Here is a 20,116-nt window from a genome sequence, read left to right as displayed (position 1 = left end):
GGCTAGCGGCTGGCCGAAAGAGCGGGGAAAGCCGTCCTGTTTCGCCGCGGTTTGCCCCGCAGCTCCATCGCCACAAGGACCCGTTCCTGTGCCATTGCCCGGGCCGCCTCGTGACTCGTCCCGCCGCGCCGGAGCGTCTCATCCAGGACCTGGTCGGCGTTCGTCCGCAGTTTCGCCGACACTGTGGTGAAGATCTGCTCGGTTTCCGGTCTGAACGCCGAGTACCTTGCATCCATGGCGAAGGCAGCACTCACCACTCCTCCGGCGTTGGCTACAAAGTCTGGGATGACGGTCACTCCACGCCGGTGCAGCAGCGCCTGCGCGTCAGGAGAAGTCGGCAGGTTGGCCCCCTCTACTAGAAGGCGTGCCTTGATGTCCGCCGCGTTGTTGACGGTGATCACGTCCTGCAGCGCGGCCGGAACCGCAATGTCGGCGTCCACCAGCAGCTCTGAACCGGGTTCGATCCGAAGCTGCGGCAGAGCATCGACCAGCGTGTCTCCCCGGTCCTCCCGGAGCTGCAGCAGCAGCGGCACATCCAGTCCAGCGGGGTCATGCAGCGCCCCCGCGGCCGTGGAAATCGAGACCACACTGTAGCCCAAGGCATGCAGGCGGGCCGCGGCGGCGTGGCCCACCGCTCCGAACCCCTGGAGCGCCACGCGCCGCCCTTCCAAGCCGATCCGGACGGCGGCCTGGTCCACTACCTCGGCTACCCCGTAACCGGTGATGCCCAGCTTGTCGTACGGTATTCCGCCCAGCTCGTAAGGGGTTCCCACCGCAGCGCCCCGGTCTCCCAGCTCATCGTTGATGATTGCCGCGTCGTCTTCCGTTAGGCCCATATCCAGCCCGAAGACGTACTCTGCGGGCACCTCGTTGCTCAGCCGGCGGACGAAGGCGCGGAGGATTTCCTCTTTGTACGGGGACTGCGGATCGGCCTGAATACCTGCCTTTGCGCCGCCGTAGAACAGGTCCACACCTGCCCACTTCCAGGTCATCACCCGCGCGAGCCGGGCGATTTCCCGGACGGATACGGTCGGCAGCATGCGGGTGCCGCCCTTGCCTATCCCACGGGCTGTGTTGTCGATGACCAGGACGCCCTTCATTCCGGTCTTGGTGTCGCTGACCGCGACGATCTTTTCCGGTCCCCACTCGTCCATCAAATTGAAAACATCATCGACCACTTTTGCGCTGCTCCTTCTGCGTAACCCGCCTGGGTAGTAGGTGTAAGACCAACAGCTTTTAGAGGAACTCCACGCCCTGGGCCAGCGGCAGCTGTCCGGAGTAGTTGACGGTATTAGTGGCCTGGCGCATGTATGCCTTCCACGAGTCCGATCCGGATTCCCGCCCGCCGCCGGTCTCCTTTTCGCCGCCGAAGGCCCCGCCGATCTCGGCACCGGAGGTACCTATGTTGACGTTTGCGATCCCGCAGTCCGAACCGGAGGCGGAGAGGAACCGCTCCGCTTCGGCCTGGTCCTGGGTGAACACCGCCGAAGAGAGTCCCTGCGGAACGGCATTGTGCAGAGCGATGGCCTCATCGAAGTCGGTGTAGGTCATGACGTAGAGGATCGGAGCGAAGGTTTCATCGTGCACCACGCCGCTCTGTTCCGGCATCCGGACGATGGCCGGCTCCACGTAGTACGCCTCCGGGTAGGTTTCGGCGAGCACGCGTTCCCCGCCGGTGAGCACCGTACCGCCTTCTTCCCTGGCCTGGGCCAGAGCCCGCTGCATTGCGTCGTAGCTCGCTTCGTTGATCAGCGGACCCACGAGGTTGTTTTCATCGAGCGGAAGGCCAATGTTCAGGCTGGAGTAGGCGGCAACGAGTTTCCCGATGAGTTCCTCCACGATCGATTCGTGCACAATCAGCCGCCGCATCGAGGTGCAGCGCTGCCCTGCGGTCCCGACGGCGGCAAACACAATGCCGCGCAGTGCCAGATCCAAATCAGCACTCGGGGTGATGATTGCACCGTTGTTTCCGCCCAGCTCCAGGATGGTCCGGCCAAAGCGCTCTGCCACCTTCGGAGCGATTTCCCGGCCCATTCGCACGGACCCGGTCGCGGATACCAGTGCTACACGCTCGTCCTCAATGAGCCGCTGCGCTCCGCCGCGGTCAGTCACGATGAGCTGATGGATCTCAGCCGGTGCGCCGCTTTCGGCCACCGCCCTCGCTAGGAGGGCGTTGGTGGCCAGCGCGGAGAGCATGGTCGTGCCGGACGGCTTCCAGACCACTGTGTCACCGGCGATCAAGGCCAGGGCGGTGTTCCATGAGTACACGGCGACCGGGAAGTTGAATGCCGAAATCACACCCACCACCCCGAGTGGATGCCAGGTTTCCATCAGCCGGTGACCCGGCCGCTCCGACGGCATGGTCTTGCCGTAAAGCATGCGGGACTGCCCGACTGCGAAGTCGCAGATGTCGATCATCTCCTGCACTTCGCCGAGCGCTTCCGAGGTGATCTTGCCGGCCTCGGCCTGGACAATCGCGGCCAGGTCCTCCTTATGCTCGGTCAACAGCTCGCCCCACCGCTTGACCACATTTCCGCGTACCGGAGCGGGAACCTCCCGCCATGAGAGGAAGGCGGAATGGGCTGCCGCGATGGCTGCCTCCACCTCTTCGTCCGTAGTGTTGCGCAGACTGACGAGGGGTTCGCCGGTCAGCGGCGAACGGGTGGCGCGGTCCTCGCCGTAGGCGTCATTCGTAACACCGCAGGCAGCAAGTGCGTTCTGGATGCGTGGGGCCAGCTCCGTGGTCTGGGCGATCGAAGTCATGTGGGTTCCTGTCTGTGGATGGATGGCACCGAATGCCAAACGGATAGATGGACGTGGTGTTCGTTCAGTTGCCGGCGCCGGTTGCTGCCGCAGCGGCTTCGGCCGTGGAGGGGAGGAGATCTATGCCGAGAGCATCCGCAAGGGCCCGCACCGAGCCGTCCTGCTGGCGCTGGTACAGCTCATAGGGATCGTGCACGGGGCGCCCGATAATGCCGGACATCCGCGCCATGTCGTAGTCCGCTGCCAGTTCGGACTCATTTTTCGATCCCTCGTCAGTGAGATTGGACTGGAAGATTCCGGCTGCGGAGCGGGGCAGGAAATCCTCGTAGACGATCGGCTCGGGTACGGCGGCCCCTGACTCGATCAGTTCAGCCAGTGTGAACGGGCCTTGGGGCAGGCCGGCTGCGGCTGCCTTGTCCGCGGTAAAGGTGAAGTAGGCCAGGCCGCGTGCGGCCAGCTCCTTCTCCGTGCGGGGCAGGTTCTCCTCCCAGACAGCGCGTGCAGCGCCCTGGCTGTCCTGGGAAGGGTCATCCTGCAGACGCCGGTCCACATCCGCGACCATCCGGTCGTAGAGGTCCCTGCCGGCAGGCGTCAGGGCAATGCCGCGGGCTTCGACTTCTCCAAACCGCACCCGGAGTTCCCCTTTCCGGACGGAACCGTCGGGATAACGGAAGAGCCGTTCCTCGCCCAAGGCACGGAAGGATGTCTGCCGCAGCAGGACGTCCGGTCCGTCCCACCGCGGCGGACCCTGGATTTCGTCGATCATGGTGATTCCGAGGGCTTCCATGCCTGCATAGAGGGCGTCAATGTCCAGGACCCGCGGAGTGAGGTGGTTAATGTGGGTGCTGGTGACTCCCCCAATGTCCGAGGCGACCGCGGAGATCGCCTCCAGCCGCCGGTACCAGTCATGGTCCACGGGTTCAGCGGAGAGCTCGAAGGCCCCGGTTGCCAGCTCCAGCAGCCGTCCGGCTTCCTCTTCCTCGAGTCCGCTGCCGGCGGCGGCGCGGTCAGCCAGCTCCAGGAGCTCCTGGCCGAAGAGTTCCCGGCGGTCAAAGAAATCCTTGAGTTCGCTCTGCAGGGCCGGGTCAAAGAACCGGGGGTCCTCCACCGCGAGCATTGATGTGAAAACCCGAAACGGATTGCGGGCCAGTTCATCTGCCGTGACGGGACGGAACGCTGTAGAGACCACGGGCACTGCTGATTTGGAGGCGTCACGGAGATCGTAGAAGCCCACCGGGTACATGCCGAATGCTGCGAAGATCCGTGCCACCTGGGACATTTCGCGTTCGGACCCAACACGGATGGCGCCATGCCTTTCCGCTGTGACGCGGTCGATGCTGCCTAGGCGCTCCGCGTCCGCTCCGTGCTGTAGGAGGTAGGCCTGGTTCACCTGTGTTGAAACGTCTACCAGGGTGTTGTAGGCCGGGACCTCTGTGCCGTACATGGCTGACAGCCTGCGGGCGAACTCCGCCCTCAGCTGCCAGAGGTGGTGGAAACTCATCTTTGTCCTTCCTGGGGAGTGACTAGTCCGGTTGGCCGTGGTCCGGCAATCAAATGATGTGGACTTCGCGTACCAGCGCTTCGTCGTCGTTGTGGAACCTGGTTACGGAGAAAGTTGAAACATCCATGAACCCCTGTCTGCCGAGATAGAGGTCGCGGACCAGTTCCCCAACGGCGGGCCCCTGCAGGAATCCGTGTCCGGAGAAACCGGTGGCGTAGAAGAAGCCCGATACTTCGTCGGAAGCACCGATCAGGGCGTTGTGGTCCGGGGTGTTTTCATACAGCCCCGCCCAGCCGAACTCCAGGTCCGGTTCGGCCAGGGACGGCGCGCAGATCCGTGCGGCCGCGTTGAACTCCCCCAGCCACTCGAAACTGAAATCCCGTCCGAAACCCGGTGCCTGCTGGTTAGAGATCCCGAGCAGCATGCCGTTGCCATAGTTGTGGAAGTACATCGTGGTTGAGAGATCCAACGTGAACGGGACTTCCGGATACGGCTGCGGCTGCTGGCGTGTCATGCCAATTTGCCTGCGAACGGGCGTGACAGGCAGCTCCACTCCCACCATCTGGCCAACGTGGCGGGACCAGGCGCCGGCAGCACAGATAACGGAATCCGTCCGGATGGTCCCCCGGTTGGTGGTGACCGAGCGAATGGACCCCGCCGCGGTTTCCACTGCCAGGACCTCCGTCCCGGTCAGGAACCGGACCCCGGCCGCCTGTGCCGCGGCGGCGTATGCCGCAACTGCACGGGAAGGCTCGGCATAACCGTCCTGCGGGGAGAAGGATGCGGCAAGCAGCACTTCCGGATCAAGGAATGGGTTGATCCGCGCTGCCTCGGCGCCGGAGATCATCCTGGAGTTGCTGCCAAACGAATTCTGCACGGCAACACTTGCCTCACAGTCCAGCACTTCAGCCTCGCTGCGGCAGAGAAAGAGGTAGCCAACCTGACGCAGCCCAATGTCTGCTCCGAATTCTTCGCCAAAACGTTTGTAGGCGTCCAAGCTGCGCTTCCCGAGGGCAACGTTCGCCGGATCGGAGAACGTTGCACGCACCCCGCCTAACGGCTTGGCGGACGACCCGGAGCCCAGAGCCGCACGTTCTATGACAACAACCCCGCGGACTCCTGCGGACGCCAAGTGGTAGGCGATGCTGACCCCCATTATTCCCCCGCCGATAATGACGACGTCTGCCCTGCTTGGCTGCGTCGTTTCTCCGGAGAGTGATACCACCTGGTTCGCCAAGGCGGACCTCCTCTTGAGATGGGGAAGGGTGCCGTTGCGGTCGATCCAACAGCACGAGAAGAAAGGATGAAACCGTAAGCCGCTAAGCTAAGTGGAATATTTCGGCTATTGGTTACGGGTTATATATAACACTCTAGATGGCGCCTTGAGAAGGTCAAGCTAAATTTTCTTTCCAAAATCCTTTAGGAAAGCTAAACGCAGGAGCTCGCATGAGGAACTGGACCTTGGGACAACTGAGGATGCTTGCTGCGGTGGCTGAGCAAGGGTCCATGCGCGGAGCTGCCGAACAGCTGGGCTACACCGTTGGCGCTATTTCGCAGCAGATGACGGCACTGCAAAAGGAAACCGGCCAGTCGCTTTTTATCCGCGACGGACGACGGCTGCTTCTCTCTGATGCCGGCCGAATCCTCCACCGGCACATTCTCGGGGTGCTCGCAGCCGAATCGGAAGCCTCGGCCGCCCTGGACGAGATGGGATCTGGAATCGATTCGGCAGTCAGGCTGGGCGTGTTCGGCTCCGCCGCTCTCGCCTGCGCGGTGCCCGCACTGGGCCTGCTGGCGAGGACAGATCCGCAACTGCGGGTTGAACTCCGGGAAGTAGAGCCGGACCACGCCCTCGCCGCTATCCTGTCCGGCAGTGTTGACGCCGCCCTGGGGCTCGAATACAGCGCTGTTCCGGTGAAGACCCCGGCGGAAATCACCCGGCGGGCGCTGGTGCGGGAAGACCTTCTGGTGGTGTGCGCGGCTGGCCGGCCCGGCGCCGCAGGCCGGCCAGCCGAAGCCCGCCATTGGATACTGCCGCCAGCTGCCTCAGCGTTCGGCCGGGCTGCACGCTCCGCCCTCGAAACCGAGGACATTGTCCCGGAGACTGAACACACGGTTATGGATACGGCTCTTGCCCTGGCACTCGCAGACCAGGGCACCGGGGCAACGCTGGCCACGGCATCCATGCTCGCCCTGTACCCAGCCGACAGGACCATCATGCGGTTAGGTTCGGGCGCAGAAAGGACGATTGTCGCTATGGCCAGGCCGGCGATGCTGCGGCGGGCAAGCGTCGAGCGGCTCCTGGAGGCACTGGTGGAGGCCGCCGCACCTTCCTCCGGATTACGGTCGGGCGTAGGAGAGGTGCTCCACCATGAGCCGCTGAAGCACCTCTGACTCGCCGGAAATCAGGGCCTCGACTATCGGGAGGTGTTCCTGTGCGCTCTGCGCGAGGACGCCGCGTTCAGTTAGGTGATAGGAACCGCGCACCCGGCTCTGGTCGCGCAGGTTTTCGACGATGCCGTACAGTCGGCGATTCCCAAGCAGGGCAACTATGCCCATATGCAGGGCCTGGTCGGCATCCAAATAGTTGCGCAGATCGCCGGTCTCGGCTGTGTCCAGCACTTCCTGCAGCAGACGCCGGACCTCCGACTGCTCCTTGTTGCTGAGGCCGCGCTGCGCTGCCTGTACAACCGCCGGGACTTCCACCAGCATCCGCAGGTCGTAAACCTCCTGCCGGTCGGCATCCGTCATTTCCACAACGCGGAAGCCACGATTGCGTACGACTTCGAGCAGTCCCTTGCCGGCCAAATCCATCATTGCTTCGCGCACAGGACTGTTGGAAACCCCCAACTGGGCCGCCAGTGAGTTTGCCGAATAAATACGTCCCGGCTTCATGTCTCCGGACAGCAAGGCGGACCGAACTACGGCAAGCGCCTCGTCTTTGAGGGTGCCCCGGTGGAGGGTGAGCCCGTGAAGTCCAATCACGGGGGCGGAATCACTTTCGAGCATAAGAAGAGCCCCTTATCTTGTCGAAATCAGGATAGGCCATATTTGTCAATGAATTTCGCCTCTGGGCAGCGCCATATACAGAAAAACCTTGACATCGAATCCGCATACCCCGAGAGTTATCGACAACCGGTTGTGTATTACAGGTCATATCTCACCCTACTCCACTCAAAGGACAGACCAATGGCTAAACGCACTCTCGCCCTCGCCGCCACCAGCTTTGCGGTACTGGCCCTCACTGCCTGCGGCGGTGATACCTCTGCCTCCTCCGTTGCCGATGACTGCGTGCCCCAGCACGAAGTCGAGACGCTGCAGGAGGGCGTGCTGACCGTGGCAGCCCCTGAATTCCCACCCTTCTCCTCCGTCTCCAGCGGCAAGGCAACGGGTGCCGACGCAGACCTGATCGCCGCATTCGCGGAAGAGAACTGCTTGGAGCTCAAGCTCGAACCAACCTCATATGCCGGCACTATCCCCGCTGTCCAGAGCAACCGCGCCGACGTTGCGATCGGCTGCTATTACCGCACCGCCCAGCGCGCCGAAATCGTGGACCTCTCCGCACCGGTCTACACCGACGACATGTCATCCATCTCCGCCGACGGCGTTACCTCCATTCCCGCCATGGAATCGCTCAAGGTGGGAACGGTTGACGGTTACCTGTGGGTTGCCGATATGAAGGCTGTGCTGGGTGATGCGCTCACCATCTATCCGAGCGCCGTGGAAATGCAGGCTGACTTGAAGTCCGGCCGCATCCAGGTAGGCCTGGACGGATTCGGCTCCGCAGCACAGATGTACAAGGATTCCGCAGACTTCTCGGTGGAAGTTGTTGAGCCGGACGACCGGGTTATTGCGTCCAAGGACGCTGCACAGATCGGCTTCCCGCACACGAAGGGAAACTCAAGTCTTACCGAGGCGCTGGACGCCAGCATCGAGAAGATGAAGGAGGACGGCACGGTCGCCGAGATCCTGACCGCCAACGGTCTACCTGAATCCGCAGCGGAAACCGGCGAACCCCGGCTGATCCAGTAAGGCGCTGGAAAACAAATGGATGCCGCAACGGTCCGGTTTATCGACGGTGCCCGGCTGCGCAGGGCCCTAAGTCCTTCCGGAGCGGTGGATGCCCTTCACACCGCACTGCTCTCCGGACTGGATCCGGAGAAGGACTCTCCGCGGACCCGCGTGGAGCTTCCCTCCGGCCAGTTCCTGCAAATGCCCTCTGCCTTCGACGGCGCGGTCGGCACGAAACTGCTGACCATCACTCCGGAGAACGCGTCACGGAATGCTCCCGTGATCCAGGGACTGTATGTCCTGTTCGGGGGGCCGAACAACGAACCAAGGGCGGTGCTGGATGGGATCGAGCTGACCAACCTGAGGACTTCTGCTGTTTCCGCCTTCGGAGCCCGCCTGCTCGTGGAGAGCGACGGAATGAGAATAGTGGTCTTCGGCACGGGCGTGCAGGCGTGGGAACACATCCGGACCTTCGACGACGTCTTCACCATCAGCGAGGTTGCAGTGGTTGGGCGCAATCCCGAGGCGGCGGCCTCGCTCGCAGCGCGTGCACAGCGTGAACTCGGGCTTGCTGCACGCGCTGCGGACGCCGGAGCAGCAGCGCAAGCGGATGTAATCATCTGCTGCACTGCGGCGAGGGAACCGCTCTTTGATTCGGGTCTCGTTTCTTCCAACACTGTGGTGATCGCCGTCGGTTCACACGAGCCGAGCGCCCGTGAAGTCGACGAGGCGCTGATGGGGCGCAGCGCCGTCGTTGTCGAATCTTGCGATTCCGCACTCCGGGAAGCCGGAGACGTCATCCAGGCCGTGCAGCTGGGAGCAATGGCTGACCCGCCGGACCTGATCACCCTAACTGACCTGGTGACGGGCCGCAGGTCCCGTCGGGAAGGCGTACCCGCCGTATTCAAGACCACAGGCATGCCGTGGGAAGACCTGGCCGTTGCCCGTGCAGTGGCCGCTGCGGACCTGGGGCAACCGGTCCGCATCACGAAGTAGAAGGATGGACCGCACCATGTCCCGTATCGCTCCCGTATCGACCAACCTGGTAGTCCAGGTCCGGAACCTCGCCAAGGCCTACGGCGACCACGTAGTCCTGCGTGATGTCTCGCTGTCCGTCCCGGAAGGTTCGGTAACAGCAATGATCGGTCCCAGCGGCGCCGGCAAAAGCACAGTGCTGCGCTGCATGAACCTGCTGGAGAAACCGGACAGCGGTGAGATTGAGATTGACGGCCACCTCATCAATGCCGGGGCCAAGGTATCAGCCCGGAATCTGGCCGCGCTTCGGCGCAGTGCAGGCATGGTCTTCCAGCACTTCAACCTGTTCCCGCACATGTCCGTACTGCGGAATATCAGCCTGCCGCAGGAACGGGTACTCGGGCGCAGCCGTGAAGAGGCCAATGCCAAGTCAATGGAACTGCTCACCAGGATGGGCCTGGCAGATAAGGCCGACCAGTACCCCGCCCGGTGTTCCGGCGGGCAGCAGCAGCGAATCGCGATCGCAAGGGCGCTGGCACTCGGTCCGCGCGTCATGCTGTTCGACGAACCCACATCCGCGCTGGACCCGGAAGTCGGCGTCGAGGTGCTGGAAGTAATGAAGGAGCTGGCTGCCGAGGGCATGACGATGATTGTGGTCACCCACGAGATGGGCTTCGCGGCCAATGTGGCTGATGAGCTGGTGGTCATGGCCGACGGCGGCATCATCGAATCCGGAGATCCCCACGAGGTCATGAGCGATCCGCAGCACGAACGGACCCGCCGCTTCCTGCGTGCCGTCCTGGAGCGCTGATCCCATGCAGATGCTCCAGGCCATCCTGATCGGTTTGCCCATGACCATCCTTGTGACGGTGCTTTCCCTGGCACTCGGCACAGTCGCCGCTTTGCCGCTGCTGGCAGGCCTGCGCAGCGGAAACCGCCTGCTGTGGCTGCTCAGTCGTGGAATCATCGACCTGCTGCGGGGCGTCCCGCCAGTCGTTTGGCTCTTCATCCTGTACTACGGCGTATCGGTCGGCGCGCTCCGCCTTACCGCCCTGCAGGCCGGAGTAATCGGACTCGGGCTCGTCTCGGCCGCCTACCTCGCCGAGATATTCCGCGGGGCGATCAGTTCCGTGCATTCCGGACAATGGGAAGCCTCCAGTGCCTTGGGGTTCACACGGACGACCCTTTGGCGCCGCGTGGTGGGTCCCCAGGCCTGGCGCACCGCGATCCCCTCCTACACCACGTACAGCATCGGCCTGCTGAAGGATTCCTCCATCGCCTCCACCATTGGCGTGGCGGAAATCGTCTACATGTCCAATCAGTATGCCCGCCAGTCCGGCGAGGGCATTCTCATCTTCTTTATCGCAGCGGGTGTCTACATTGCCCTCAGCCTGCCCCTGGGCATCCTGTCCCGACACCTCGACACCAAGATGCGGAAGGTGGTGGCCCGGTGAACGGACTCCTCCCAGACGTCACAGCCCTGCTTCCCACCATGCTGGGAGGACTCCAGACAAGCCTGGTGCTCACGGTCTCGAGCCTGCTGCTGGGTCTTCCGCTTGGCCTCCTTCTTTCCTTCGGCGTCGTAACCCCCAACCGGGTATTGCGGTGGATTTCGGTGTTCTTCGTCGAGGTGGGCCGCGGCGCCCCGGCGCTGGTGCTCCTGCAGCTTATGTACTACGGCCTGCCGAACGTCCAAATCACTTTGTCGTCACTGGTTTCGGCCTGCCTGGCCCTGACCTGGACCACCGCCGCGTACACCGCCGAACTGATCCGCGGAGGTATCCAGGCGGTCCCCTCCGGAGAAGTTGAGGGCGCTGACGCGCTGGGGCTAAGTGCCGGCGACCGCCTGAGGTTCATCGTGATCCCGCAGGGGCTAAGGATCGCGCTGCCATCGCTGATGGGATTCGCTGTGCTGCTCTTCCAAGCCACCTCGCTCGCATACACCGTTGCAGTCCCCGAACTCATGAGCCAGGCGTATTCAACAGGCTCGTCAACCTTCAAATACCTGCCGGCCTTCATAGCAGCCGGAATCCTGTACGCGGCAATATCCATTCCCGCCACCTGGCTGTCAGTGCTGGCCGAAAAACGGATGAGCCGACACCTCTAGGAGCAACTTGGAACAGTCATCTTCTACGGCGCCGTCGAGTGCCGTAATTGTCGGGGCGGGGATCGTAGGCCTGTCCACGGCCTGGCACCTGCAGGAACGGGGCCTGAAGGTAACGGTCGTCGATGCCGGCCGTCCAGGTTCCGGAGCGAGCTGGGGGAACGCGGGTTGGGTAGTACCGGGACTCGTGACTCCCCTGGCTGAACCCGGAGCGTGGAAACACGGCGTTGAAGGGCTCTTCCGGCCGGATGCACCGCTGCACATACCAATGCAGCCCAATCCGGCGCTATGGCATTTCCTGGCAAGGTTTGCCCGGAACATGACCCCATCCCGCTGGCGGCGGACCGCCGAGGCACTGGTGCCGCTCTGTAGGCAGGCGGACAAAGCGTTCAAGGAAATGGCGGTGGAGGCCGAAATACCGTCCGTCACCCCGGCTCCCTATGCCGTCGGTTTTCGCAATGAAGGCGACGCCGCGCACTTTCGGGAGCATCTCGGCGAACTTGCAGCGCTGGGCCAGCCTCTCAGCGTGGGTCCCGCAGCCCACATACCGCAGTTTTCAAGGGCTATCACCAGTTCACTTACAGTGCTGGGCCAGGGCTATGTGGACCCCGGAGTCTTCGTGCAGGGATTGTGTGCGGCCGTCCGCCGAAGGGGCGGGCGCGTACTGGAAGGCTGGAAGGCCGTTACAACTGCGGAATCCGCCAAGGGTGTCCAAGTCGTTTCTTCCCAGGGAGGGGTCCTCCAAGCCGATGTGCTGGTCCTCGCTTCAGGAGCCTGGCTCCCCCGCCTGGCCCGCCAATGGGGGCTGCGCGTCCCACTTCAGGCCGGACGCGGCTATTCCTTCACCGTGGACTCGGCATTCCCGTTGGACGGGCCGATCTACCTGCCGAAAGAGCGTGTGGTTGCTACCCCGTACCAAGACGGCATGCGCATCGCGGGAACCATGGAATTCCGCAGCCCGGACGGGCAACTGGTGCAGGCACGGGTAAAGTCCATCGTTGCAGCGGCCAGTCCCGTGCTTCACGGGGTGGATTTCTCCTCCCTCCGGGACACCTGGGTGGGTTCCCGTCCGGTTACCTCAGACGGCCTGCCCGTGTTGGGGCGACTGCGCTCCAACAGGGTCTATGCAGCCGGTGGACACGGGATGTGGGGCGTCGTCCTCGGCCCTGTCAGCGGCCGCCTCCTGGCAGATTCCATCGCGGAGGGAACCTCGGCGCCGGAGCTGGGCGCTTTAGATCCCCTCCGCCGATAATGCCTAGCTCCGCGGCTGGATTTGGGCCAGCAGTTCCTCAAAGGGCAGTGACTCACTGGGAGCCCGCCGCGGTTTAGCCGCCGGCGCATCGCCGAGCAGGGCCACCAGTTCGGCGCCGGCACGGCGAACCCTCCCGTCCAGGTCAAGCACTCCAGCACTGCCGGCGCCCCAGTCATCCGGTGCAGCGTAAACAGCCGTTGGGGCAACCCGGGCCCGCAGGTACGCGAAGAGCGGACGCAGGGCGAAGTCCAGCACCATCGAGTGCCGGGCGCTGCCACCCGTTGCGCCGACGAGTACGGGTTTGCCGTCCAGCGCGTTCTTGTCCATGACATCAAAGAAGGATTTGAACAGGCCGCTCATCGAAGCACTGAAGACAGGCGAGACGGCGATCAGGGCATCGGCGTCGGACACTTCGTTCAGCAGCGCCTCCAGTTTCGGCGCCGCGTAGCCCGAAACCATCGCGTTCGCGATGTCCACGGCGTATTCGCGCAGCTCATACGTGGTGAGCGCGGCATTGTGTCCCAGCTCCTGCAGCCGGGCCTGGACTGCAACGCCCAGCTGGTCGGAGAGCATTCGGCTGGATGAGGGCGTCCCCAACCCGGCGGTTACTGCAACAATCCTGCGTTCGGCCACGACGGCACCTTCCTCGACCTTGGATAGATACATGTTATTGCATCTATCTATCCAAGGGGCTGGGGTTCCCGATTATTCCCCTGCACCACCGGCCCCGGGATCCAGCACGGCATACACCACGTAGTTGTCCTCGAACTCTCCGGTGGCGGGATCGAACCCGTCGCAGGTTATGAGGCGCAGTTCTGCCCCTTCCGTGTTCCCGTAGACCTCGAGGGTCGGGAACCCCTCCTTCCCGTACTGCTCCCCACGGTCAACGGTGAATACAGCTGTGGTGCCGTCCTCGCGTCCCACTTCAATGACGTCTCCCGCCTTCAGGGACTTCAGGTCGGCAAACACACCCGGCCCGCCGCCCGTGGCGTTCACGTGTCCCAGGAGCACTGCCGGACCCTGCTGCCCGGGCGCCGGTGAACCGGTATACCAGCCCGCCGGAGATCCAGGCGGTTCCGGCGGCACGTCAAGTGACCCGTCGTCCCGGAGCCCCAGGTGCAGCAACCGGGACTGCGTGCCGGTGGCCGGGATGTGCAGGGATTCCGGCGGGGACGGGCGCTGCGCAGCCTCCGGCGCTGGACTGGATGCGGGAGGCGGCAGCGCGGCAGACGGCGACGCGGCTGCCGCAGCGCTCTCCGGCCTGTCCGAAAGACCGGTTTCAGAAGGACTGCCAGCGCAGCCCGCAGCGAGAAGTACGCCGGCCACCGCGCAGAGAGTTCTCCCTGCGCGATGGCCGGAACCCGAGGCGGCCATATCTCAGGCACGGGTACGGCGGCGGGCAACCGCTGCGATTCCCAGGGCCAGCGCGGTGAGTCCGGCTCCGGCTCCGGCGACGGTCAGCCCTGCGGAGTTCGATGCCCCGGCCTCGATGCCCGTGGCAGCTCCCCCTTCCGGCGTTGCTGCCATCTGGGAGGCGGCAAGGGTGCCGCAGGCGGCCGGAAGGGTTGCAGCGGCAGGCAGTGCGGGGTCCAGGTCGGACATCTTGGCCGCTGCTGCCTCAGGCATCCGCTCCGGGTCCACACCATGGACCACCACTACGGCGGAACCGTCCTTCAGCGACGCGGCGGTCTCGGGAGTCAGTTCGAGCGTCCGCTCGTAGGTGTAGGACGACCCGCCCGGGAAGCGTTCGACGGCGAGCGCTGAGTCCGCGCTGGTGTCGCCTTCAGTGGTCAGCGATGTTCCGATGTGCCCATAGAAGGGGTGGCCCTCGGTGGTGTTGACCACGCCGTCGCCGTCCGTGTCTGCGTCCGGCCCCGGGCAGGTTCCCTGGGCTGCAATGTGGATGTGCTGGGCGTGGGGAAAGGGCCCGTCCATAAATGTCTCGGCCGCTCCGGACACATTGACGGTGACGGTGGCGTCCATACCGTGTACATCGACCATGGCCTGTCCGGTAGTTCCGGAGTTGTTCATGGTGCCAAGGGTGGCCTGGCCGGACCACGAGTCGTCCCCGTGGGCAAGCGCTGGAGCGGAGGAGAGCGCCAGCGCACCCAGTGCCAGGGCTGGAACGGCAAGCAGTCGCGTCTTCGTGTTCATGGTGTGCTCCTTCTGTGACGGTGCGCACGTTTTGCGCGGATACAGCACTCATTCGGAGCAGATGATCTGCCGGATGGGTCCCCTGCCAAAATACTTTTGCGCCGGTGGCATCCGCCGGGCCTCCGGCACCGAATTAGGGGCATGCCGGATCCGGTTTCACAGAGCGAGTTGTTACCCTCCCCGTCCCGGGCCTTGTCCGGGAAGGATGAGGTGGCGCCCGCGGAGGTGGATGTGGCAGAGTTCAGAAACGCCCCGAAGCCGGGGATCCGCCGAAGGGATACCCAGTGGGAGCCGATGACCGATCCTGATACCGGCCGCAGGCAGCCCCGGGATCCGGCAGGCGCTGAGCTGCTCGTGGAGCTGATGCAGCGCAGCAGCCTGGGAGACGAAGCCGCCTTCGCAGCGCTCTACGATGCCACTTCCCCGAAGGTCTACGGTTTGGCTCTGCGAGTCACCCGCTCTCCTGAGATGGCAGCCGAAGTCACCCAGGAGGTGTACTTCATGGCCTGGCAGCAGTCGGGCAGTTTCGTCCCGGAACGCGGCACCGTGCTGGGCTGGCTGTGTACGCTGGCGCACCGGCGCGCCGTGGACAGGATTCGGCAGGTTGTGAAGGAACGGGACCGTGAAGAAGTCTATGAACGCCGCCAGAACATCACGTCACCGGACCAAACCTGGCAGGAAGTCGAAGAGGCTATGGACGTGACAGAGGTCCGTGCCGGGCTTACCGCGCTGACGCCGCTTCAACGTGAGGCTCTTGGCCTGGCCTACTATCAGGGATGCACATACCAAGAGGTCGCCCGGCAGCTTGATATCCCCCTGGGCACAGCCAAGGCACGGATCCGGGACGGCTTACGCAACCTGCGGTCGGCGTTGGGGGGACAGCCATGAACAACGGTTACACCGACGGCGCAGGCGCCGCCGATCTGCATGAGCTGGCTGCCCTGTACGCCGTGGATGCACTTGAACCTGCGGAGCGCGCGGCTTTCGAGAAGCACCTGGCCCGTTGTCCCCAGTGCCGCGAGGAGGTTGCGGGCTACGCCGAGGCCAGTGAACACCTCGCATCAGCCGCGGCCACGGAGCCGCCCGCTGAGCTGAGGGCGTCCGTGCTTTCAGCTATCCACGGTATTAGGCCCGGGACCGATAGCCGGCTGAAAGCAGTGCCTGCCGAGGAGCCTGCAGCCCCGCCGGGTAATAGGGTTTCCTCGCTGCAGGAGCGAAGGCAGCGCCGGAACCGGCGGCTGCTTGCAGCTGCTGCCGCCGCAGTGCTCATACCGGGAATCGCCGTTGCCGGCTGGAGTCTGGGAGCTGAACAGGAGCGCCAGCAGCAGGAACAGGCGGCGGCCCAGGAACAGCAACGCGAGAATCGGCTGCTGACCGCGGCTGACGTCACCGCGGAGAGTGTTGACGTCAATGGCGAGCCGGCAACACTCGTCTACTCCAGGGAGCAGGATTCCGCCCTGTTCGTAGCCTCCGGACTGCCGGACCCGGGAACCGGCAAGGAATATCAGCTCTGGCTCCTGGATGATGGAGCTGCGCTGCCCGATGTGCGGTTCTCCGGCGGAGCAGTCCGGACCTGGCTCACGGGAGATCTTGTGCCTGCCGGCGGCGCAGCGCTGACGATCGAGCCCGAAGGCGGATCCGCCACTCCGACGTTCCCGCTGATCGCCGCCGTGGAGTTCCCTGAATCCTAGGATTGGCCTTATGTCGATGCCTGTTGCCGGTTTTTCAACGCCCGTCCCGATAGAGGGCAAAACGGTCCGTCTGGAACCGCTCTCTGCTGATCATGTTCCCGGATTGATTGAAGGCGTCCGGGACGGGGATCTGTGGAACCTCTGGTACACCCGCATTCCGACTCCGGAGGGCATGGCCGCGGAGGTCCAGTCCAGACTGCAGCAGCAGGCAGCCGGGACAATGGCGCCCTGGGCGATTCGGCGGCTGGATACCGGTGCGCTCTGCGGCATGACCACCTACATGAACATCAAGGCCGAGCACCGCCGGGTAGAGATTGGTTCCACCTGGCTTGCCGCGAGCGCCCAGCGAACCGGGATCAACGCAGAGATGAAGTACCTGCTCCTTACCCGTGCGTTCGAGGAACTGGACTGCATTGCGGTTGAATTCCGTACCCATTGGCACAACCACGCCTCCCGGGCCGCGATAGCCCGGCTGGGAGCCAAACAGGACGGGGTGCTGCGGTCCAACGAAATCTGGGTGGACGGCTCACGGCGTGATGTGGTTGTGTTTTCGATCCTGGACAGTGAGTGGTCCTCGGTACGCCTTGGCCTCAAGCACCGGATTGCTTCCGCCTAAACACGGGCAAAGCCGTTTCTAGTTCCGGCGGCCCAGTGACCAGTGGGACTTTTCCTGAAAACTCCGCCTTTTTGGGGAGGTAGAAAGAACTCCTGCTCAGTAGGCTGGTCTTGTCATGCATCGGTGGTTTCCACAACTGCCGGTAAATACGTGCATCGCAGACTTCAATGAGGGGAATCATGTCCGAGCAGCAGCCTCCGGCAAACAACTACAGCTACAACGCGTACTCAAGCAACCAGGCACCCGCAGCACCGCCTGCGCCGGTGCGCCCGAAGCAGGTTGACCTGGGATTCTGGTTGCTGATCGCCGCGGCAGTCGTCTCGGTCATCAGCATTCCCGTGACTCTTTCCTGGATGAACTCCTCTGAGTTCAAGGAAATGCTCGCGGAGACCAGCACCACGCCGATCAGCGGCTCGGAGATGGACGCCATCATTGCGGTTACTGCGGCCATCACCATCTTCTTCTCCGCCGTCAGCGTGGTAATCGCACTCCTGGTTGCCTTCTTCATCCGCAAGGGGCACAACTGGGCGCGCATCGTTGCCACCGTCTTCGCGGCCCTTGGTGCGTTCGGCCTGATTAACCTGTCCACGGCCGGCGCCCTGATGACTCTCCTGACGGTGCTCAGCATCCTGCTGCCGATCGTCGCCGTCGTCATGCTGTGGATGAAGCCGTCCACCGAGTACTTCAACGCGTCGAAGGCTTTCCGCCAGTTCAGGAAGTACAACCCGGGAGCCTAACCTTCCCGAGTCTGAAGAAGGGCCGGTGCCGCATGTGCGGTGCCGGCCCTTCTTGCCTCCCGGGTTTTATCGGGACGCCGCCCGTCCGGCTGCCCGGCCGCTAAACAGGCAGCCACCCAGGAACGTTCCTTCCAGGGAGCGGTATCCGTGCATGCCTCCGCCGCCAAAGCCTGCAGCCTCCCCGGCGGCGAACAAGCCCGGAATTGGTTTACCCTCCGCACCAAGCACGCGGGAGTCAAGATCGGTTTCAAGTCCTCCCAGGGTCTTGCGCGTCAGGACGGAGAGCCGGACGGCAATCAGCGGACCGTCCCTGGGCTCCAGGATCGGCCTGGGGGCTGCGGTCCGGATTAGCCGGTCCCCCAGGTAGGCCCGTGCGCCCCGGATGGCAGTGACCTGGCCGTCCTTGCTGAATGGGTTGGCGATCTCCCGGTCGCGCGCCTGGAGTTCGTTCAGTACGGCTTCCACTGACAGAACAGGGGCGTTGCCGTCCGTGGAGGACTTGGCCAGGGCGTTCATCGCCGCCACCAGTTCCGGGACGCTGCCGGCCGTGAGGAAGTCCTCACCGTGGTCCAGGAACTTCTGGACCGGTCCGGGGATGTCTGCGGTAGCCCGGCCGAGGACACCGCGGACTGATTTGCCGGTCAGGTCGGGATTCTGCTCCGAGCCGGAAAGCGCGAATTCCTTGCGGATGATCGCCTTGTTCAATACGAACCAGCTGTAGTCATGTCCCGTGCGCCGAAGGTGCTCGAGTGTGCCCAGGGTGTCGAAGCCCGGGAAGAGCGGGACGGGCAGCCGGTTTCCGGAGGCGTCGAGCCACAGGGAGGACGGTCCCGGCAGGATCCTGATCCCATGGTTTGGCCAAACCGGATCCCAGTTCTTGATTCCCTCTACGTAGTGCCACATGCGGTCGGGGTTGATCACCCGTCCGCCTGCTGCCTGGGCAGCTTTGATCCCGTGTCCGTCCACGTGTTTGGGCACGCCGCTGAGCATTGCCCCGGGCGGCGTTCCCAGCCGTGACGGCCACGCGGACCGCACCAGGTCATGGTCCCCGCCTATCCCGCCGGTCGTGACTATTACAGCGCCGGCGGAGTACTCAAAGTCGCCCACAGTGTTCCGCTCTGCAAACCGGCCCCGCGGCGTCGCCGTCGTTTCCAGGACCGATCCGCGTACGCCCGTGACCACTCCTGCGGTGCTGACCAGGGACTGCATGCGGTGATTGCAGGCCAAGCGCACCAGACCGCGTTCGACGCCGTCGCGCACCCTGGATTCAAAGGGTGCGGTGATTCCGGGACCGGTTCCCCACGTGATGTGAAACCGCGGCACGGAGTTGCCCGGTCCGGTGGCTCCGTAGCCGCCACGTTCCGCCCAGCCCACGACGGGAAAGACCCGGTGTCCCATTTGGTGCAGCCACGCCCGCTTTTCGCCGGCGGCAAAGTGGACGTATGCCTCGGCCCAGCGCCGCGGCCAGTAATCCTCATCCCGGTCGAACCCGGCTGTCCCCTGCCAGTCCTGCCAGGCCAGTTCCACCGAATCCTTCACCCGCAGACGGCGCTGTTCAGGGGAGTCCACGAAGAAGAGCCCTCCGAAGGACCACCAGGCCTGCCCGCCCAGGCTCTGCTCGCCTTCCTGCTCCACCAGGATCACGGAACGCCCGGCGTCCACCAGTTCGGCCGTGGCCACCAGCCCGGCAAGCCCGGCCCCCACCACAATGACATCTGCGTCTTTTGGCTGCATCCGCCCACGCTACCGGCCCTTCCGGACTCTGCCTAGGGACCATCCGGGACACCCGCCGCCCCTGTTGGGACGGACCGCAGGTTCCTAGACTTGAAACACCGAGGCCAAAACCCAGCTATTGGAGGCACTCATGAGCACCACTCCGAATGACGAAGACCGCACGCACAACGAAAGCCCGTCTGAAGGCGGAGAAACGTCCGAGCCGGAAGCCGGCCGGGAACATTCCCAGGACGCCGCGGAGGGAGATGAGGGGCAGTCATAACAAAGGCCTCCCGTTCCCGGCGTCCTAAACGGGCGTCGGGAACGAAAGGCCTAAACGTCTTGCCTGCGGCAGGTCAGGAAGCCTTGGCCCTGCCGGTATTGCGGTTGGCCTCTGCCACGACATCGGCATCCCTGCTGTGGTCCACAACTGGCCCGGTTCCTGCGATCTCCCGCAGCTGCTCAATGCCCGCAGCCGCGGCTTCCTTGGTGGGGAACATCGCGGACACTGCCATGAGTGCTCCGTCGCCGGAAATGAGCTTAATCCGGAAAGCGCCGTCGTGGGCGTCCACCAGCTTGAAGTAGCCCGACATCTCTTA

The 20,116-nt window shown here is 64.0% G+C and carries 22 protein-coding genes; 12 read left to right on the top strand and 10 right to left on the bottom strand.

The genetic code is table 11. The features are described 5' to 3' along the window. Positions 1–2 precede the first annotated feature (2 nt). From AO716_RS05600 to AO716_RS05585, 4 genes are all read right to left on the bottom strand, one after another. Positions 3–1,178 carry a Glu/Leu/Phe/Val family dehydrogenase gene (locus AO716_RS05600; protein WP_235472010.1) on the bottom strand — a complete coding sequence of 392 codons (1,176 nt, stop codon included), beginning with the start codon at positions 1,176–1,178 and terminating at the stop codon, positions 3–5. A 58-nt stretch (positions 1,179–1,236) separates the two neighbouring features. After that, positions 1,237–2,763, bottom strand: coding sequence for an aldehyde dehydrogenase family protein (locus tag AO716_RS05595; protein ID WP_055239977.1), 1,527 nt, complete (start codon positions 2,761–2,763; stop codon positions 1,237–1,239). A gap of 64 nt (positions 2,764–2,827) precedes the next feature. Further along, entirely contained in the window at positions 2,828–4,264 is a 1,437-nt protein-coding gene (locus tag AO716_RS05590; RefSeq protein ID WP_082413348.1) for a VOC family protein, read from the bottom strand. Between the two features lie 49 nt (positions 4,265–4,313). Continuing rightward, positions 4,314–5,501: an NAD(P)/FAD-dependent oxidoreductase gene (locus AO716_RS05585; protein ID WP_055239976.1), complete on the bottom strand. Its 1,188-nt coding sequence runs from the start codon at positions 5,499–5,501 to the stop codon at positions 4,314–4,316. A 209-nt stretch (positions 5,502–5,710) separates the two neighbouring features. On the opposite strand from AO716_RS05585, the gene AO716_RS05580 reads away from it, so the two are divergent. Continuing rightward, a complete protein-coding gene (locus AO716_RS05580; RefSeq protein WP_082413347.1) occupies positions 5,711–6,658 on the top strand; it encodes a LysR family transcriptional regulator in 948 nt (315 codons plus the stop codon). On the opposite strand, the gene AO716_RS05575 is transcribed toward AO716_RS05580, so the two are convergent. Beyond that, positions 6,605–7,273 carry a GntR family transcriptional regulator gene (locus tag AO716_RS05575; RefSeq protein ID WP_055239974.1) on the bottom strand — a complete coding sequence of 223 codons (669 nt, stop codon included), beginning with the start codon at positions 7,271–7,273 and terminating at the stop codon, positions 6,605–6,607. The genes AO716_RS05580 and AO716_RS05575 overlap by 54 nt on opposite strands. A 180-nt stretch (positions 7,274–7,453) precedes the next feature. Here AO716_RS05575 and AO716_RS05570 point away from each other — a divergent pair, with 180 nt between their 5' ends. From AO716_RS05570 to AO716_RS05545, 6 genes are read left to right on the top strand one after another with little or no spacing between them, the layout of a single operon-like run. Then, positions 7,454–8,296 (top strand): substrate-binding periplasmic protein, encoded by an 843-nt coding sequence (locus AO716_RS05570; RefSeq protein ID WP_055239973.1) that lies wholly within the window; start codon positions 7,454–7,456, stop codon positions 8,294–8,296. A 15-nt stretch (positions 8,297–8,311) separates the two neighbouring features. After that, positions 8,312–9,271 (top strand): ornithine cyclodeaminase family protein, encoded by a 960-nt coding sequence (locus AO716_RS05565; RefSeq protein WP_055239972.1) that lies wholly within the window; start codon positions 8,312–8,314, stop codon positions 9,269–9,271. Between the two features lie 16 nt (positions 9,272–9,287). Next, positions 9,288–10,061 (top strand): amino acid ABC transporter ATP-binding protein, encoded by a 774-nt coding sequence (locus tag AO716_RS05560; protein ID WP_055240104.1) that lies wholly within the window; start codon positions 9,288–9,290, stop codon positions 10,059–10,061. 4 nt (positions 10,062–10,065) lie between these two features. Further along, positions 10,066–10,704 (top strand): amino acid ABC transporter permease, encoded by a 639-nt coding sequence (locus AO716_RS05555; RefSeq protein ID WP_055239971.1) that lies wholly within the window; start codon positions 10,066–10,068, stop codon positions 10,702–10,704. Then, positions 10,701–11,357, top strand: a complete 657-nt coding sequence (locus AO716_RS05550; RefSeq protein WP_235472009.1) for an amino acid ABC transporter permease — start codon at positions 10,701–10,703, stop codon at positions 11,355–11,357. Before AO716_RS05555 ends, AO716_RS05550 begins: the two co-directional genes overlap by 4 nt. A gap of 7 nt (positions 11,358–11,364) precedes the next feature. Continuing rightward, positions 11,365–12,606 carry an NAD(P)/FAD-dependent oxidoreductase gene (locus tag AO716_RS05545; RefSeq protein WP_055239970.1) on the top strand — a complete coding sequence of 414 codons (1,242 nt, stop codon included), beginning with the start codon at positions 11,365–11,367 and terminating at the stop codon, positions 12,604–12,606. Positions 12,607–12,609: 3 nt separating this feature from the next. Here the strand turns inward: AO716_RS05545 and AO716_RS05540 are convergent, their stop codons facing one another. The 3 genes from AO716_RS05540 to AO716_RS05530 are packed head-to-tail and all read right to left on the bottom strand — an operon-like array spanning position 12,610 to position 14,760. After that, positions 12,610–13,272 carry an FMN reductase gene (locus AO716_RS05540; protein ID WP_055239969.1) on the bottom strand — a complete coding sequence of 221 codons (663 nt, stop codon included), beginning with the start codon at positions 13,270–13,272 and terminating at the stop codon, positions 12,610–12,612. A 39-nt stretch (positions 13,273–13,311) separates the two neighbouring features. Further along, entirely contained in the window at positions 13,312–13,932 is a 621-nt protein-coding gene (locus tag AO716_RS05535; protein ID WP_235472008.1) for a class F sortase, read from the bottom strand. 51 nt (positions 13,933–13,983) lie between these two features. Then, positions 13,984–14,760 (bottom strand): hypothetical protein, encoded by a 777-nt coding sequence (locus tag AO716_RS05530; protein ID WP_055239967.1) that lies wholly within the window; start codon positions 14,758–14,760, stop codon positions 13,984–13,986. A 231-nt stretch (positions 14,761–14,991) separates the two neighbouring features. Here AO716_RS05530 and AO716_RS05525 point away from each other — a divergent pair, with 231 nt between their 5' ends. The 4 genes from AO716_RS05525 (at position 14,992) to AO716_RS05510 (ending at position 17,804) form a co-directional block, all read left to right on the top strand. After that, positions 14,992–15,648: a sigma-70 family RNA polymerase sigma factor gene (locus tag AO716_RS05525; RefSeq protein ID WP_235472007.1), complete on the top strand. Its 657-nt coding sequence runs from the start codon at positions 14,992–14,994 to the stop codon at positions 15,646–15,648. Next, positions 15,645–16,451 carry an anti-sigma factor domain-containing protein gene (locus AO716_RS05520; protein WP_055239966.1) on the top strand — a complete coding sequence of 269 codons (807 nt, stop codon included), beginning with the start codon at positions 15,645–15,647 and terminating at the stop codon, positions 16,449–16,451. Before AO716_RS05525 ends, AO716_RS05520 begins: the two co-directional genes overlap by 4 nt. Positions 16,452–16,461: 10 nt before the next feature. Beyond that, positions 16,462–17,067: a GNAT family N-acetyltransferase gene (locus AO716_RS05515; RefSeq protein ID WP_414826576.1), complete on the top strand. Its 606-nt coding sequence runs from the start codon at positions 16,462–16,464 to the stop codon at positions 17,065–17,067. Between the two features lie 179 nt (positions 17,068–17,246). After that, on the top strand, positions 17,247–17,804 hold the full coding sequence (locus AO716_RS05510; RefSeq protein ID WP_055239965.1) for a hypothetical protein: 558 nt from the start codon (positions 17,247–17,249) through the stop codon (positions 17,802–17,804). 66 nt (positions 17,805–17,870) lie between these two features. On the opposite strand, the gene AO716_RS05505 is transcribed toward AO716_RS05510, so the two are convergent. Then, a complete protein-coding gene (locus tag AO716_RS05505) occupies positions 17,871–19,538 on the bottom strand; it encodes an FAD-binding dehydrogenase (protein ID WP_055239964.1) in 1,668 nt (555 codons plus the stop codon). A gap of 130 nt (positions 19,539–19,668) precedes the next feature. On the opposite strand from AO716_RS05505, the gene AO716_RS17815 reads away from it, so the two are divergent. After that, complete coding sequence (locus AO716_RS17815) at positions 19,669–19,800, top strand: hypothetical protein (protein WP_268234988.1); 132 nt, start codon at positions 19,669–19,671, stop codon at positions 19,798–19,800. Positions 19,801–19,873: 73 nt separating this feature from the next. On the opposite strand, the gene AO716_RS05500 is transcribed toward AO716_RS17815, so the two are convergent. Continuing rightward, entirely contained in the window at positions 19,874–20,110 is a 237-nt protein-coding gene (locus tag AO716_RS05500) for a YegP family protein (protein WP_055239963.1), read from the bottom strand. Between the last annotated feature and the right edge of the window lie 6 nt (positions 20,111–20,116).

It is taken from the genome of Arthrobacter sp. Edens01, assembly GCF_001307035.1.
Classification (GTDB): Bacteria; Actinomycetota; Actinomycetes; order Actinomycetales; family Micrococcaceae; genus Arthrobacter_B.
This window is presented reverse-complemented; position numbering and strand designations above follow the sequence as displayed.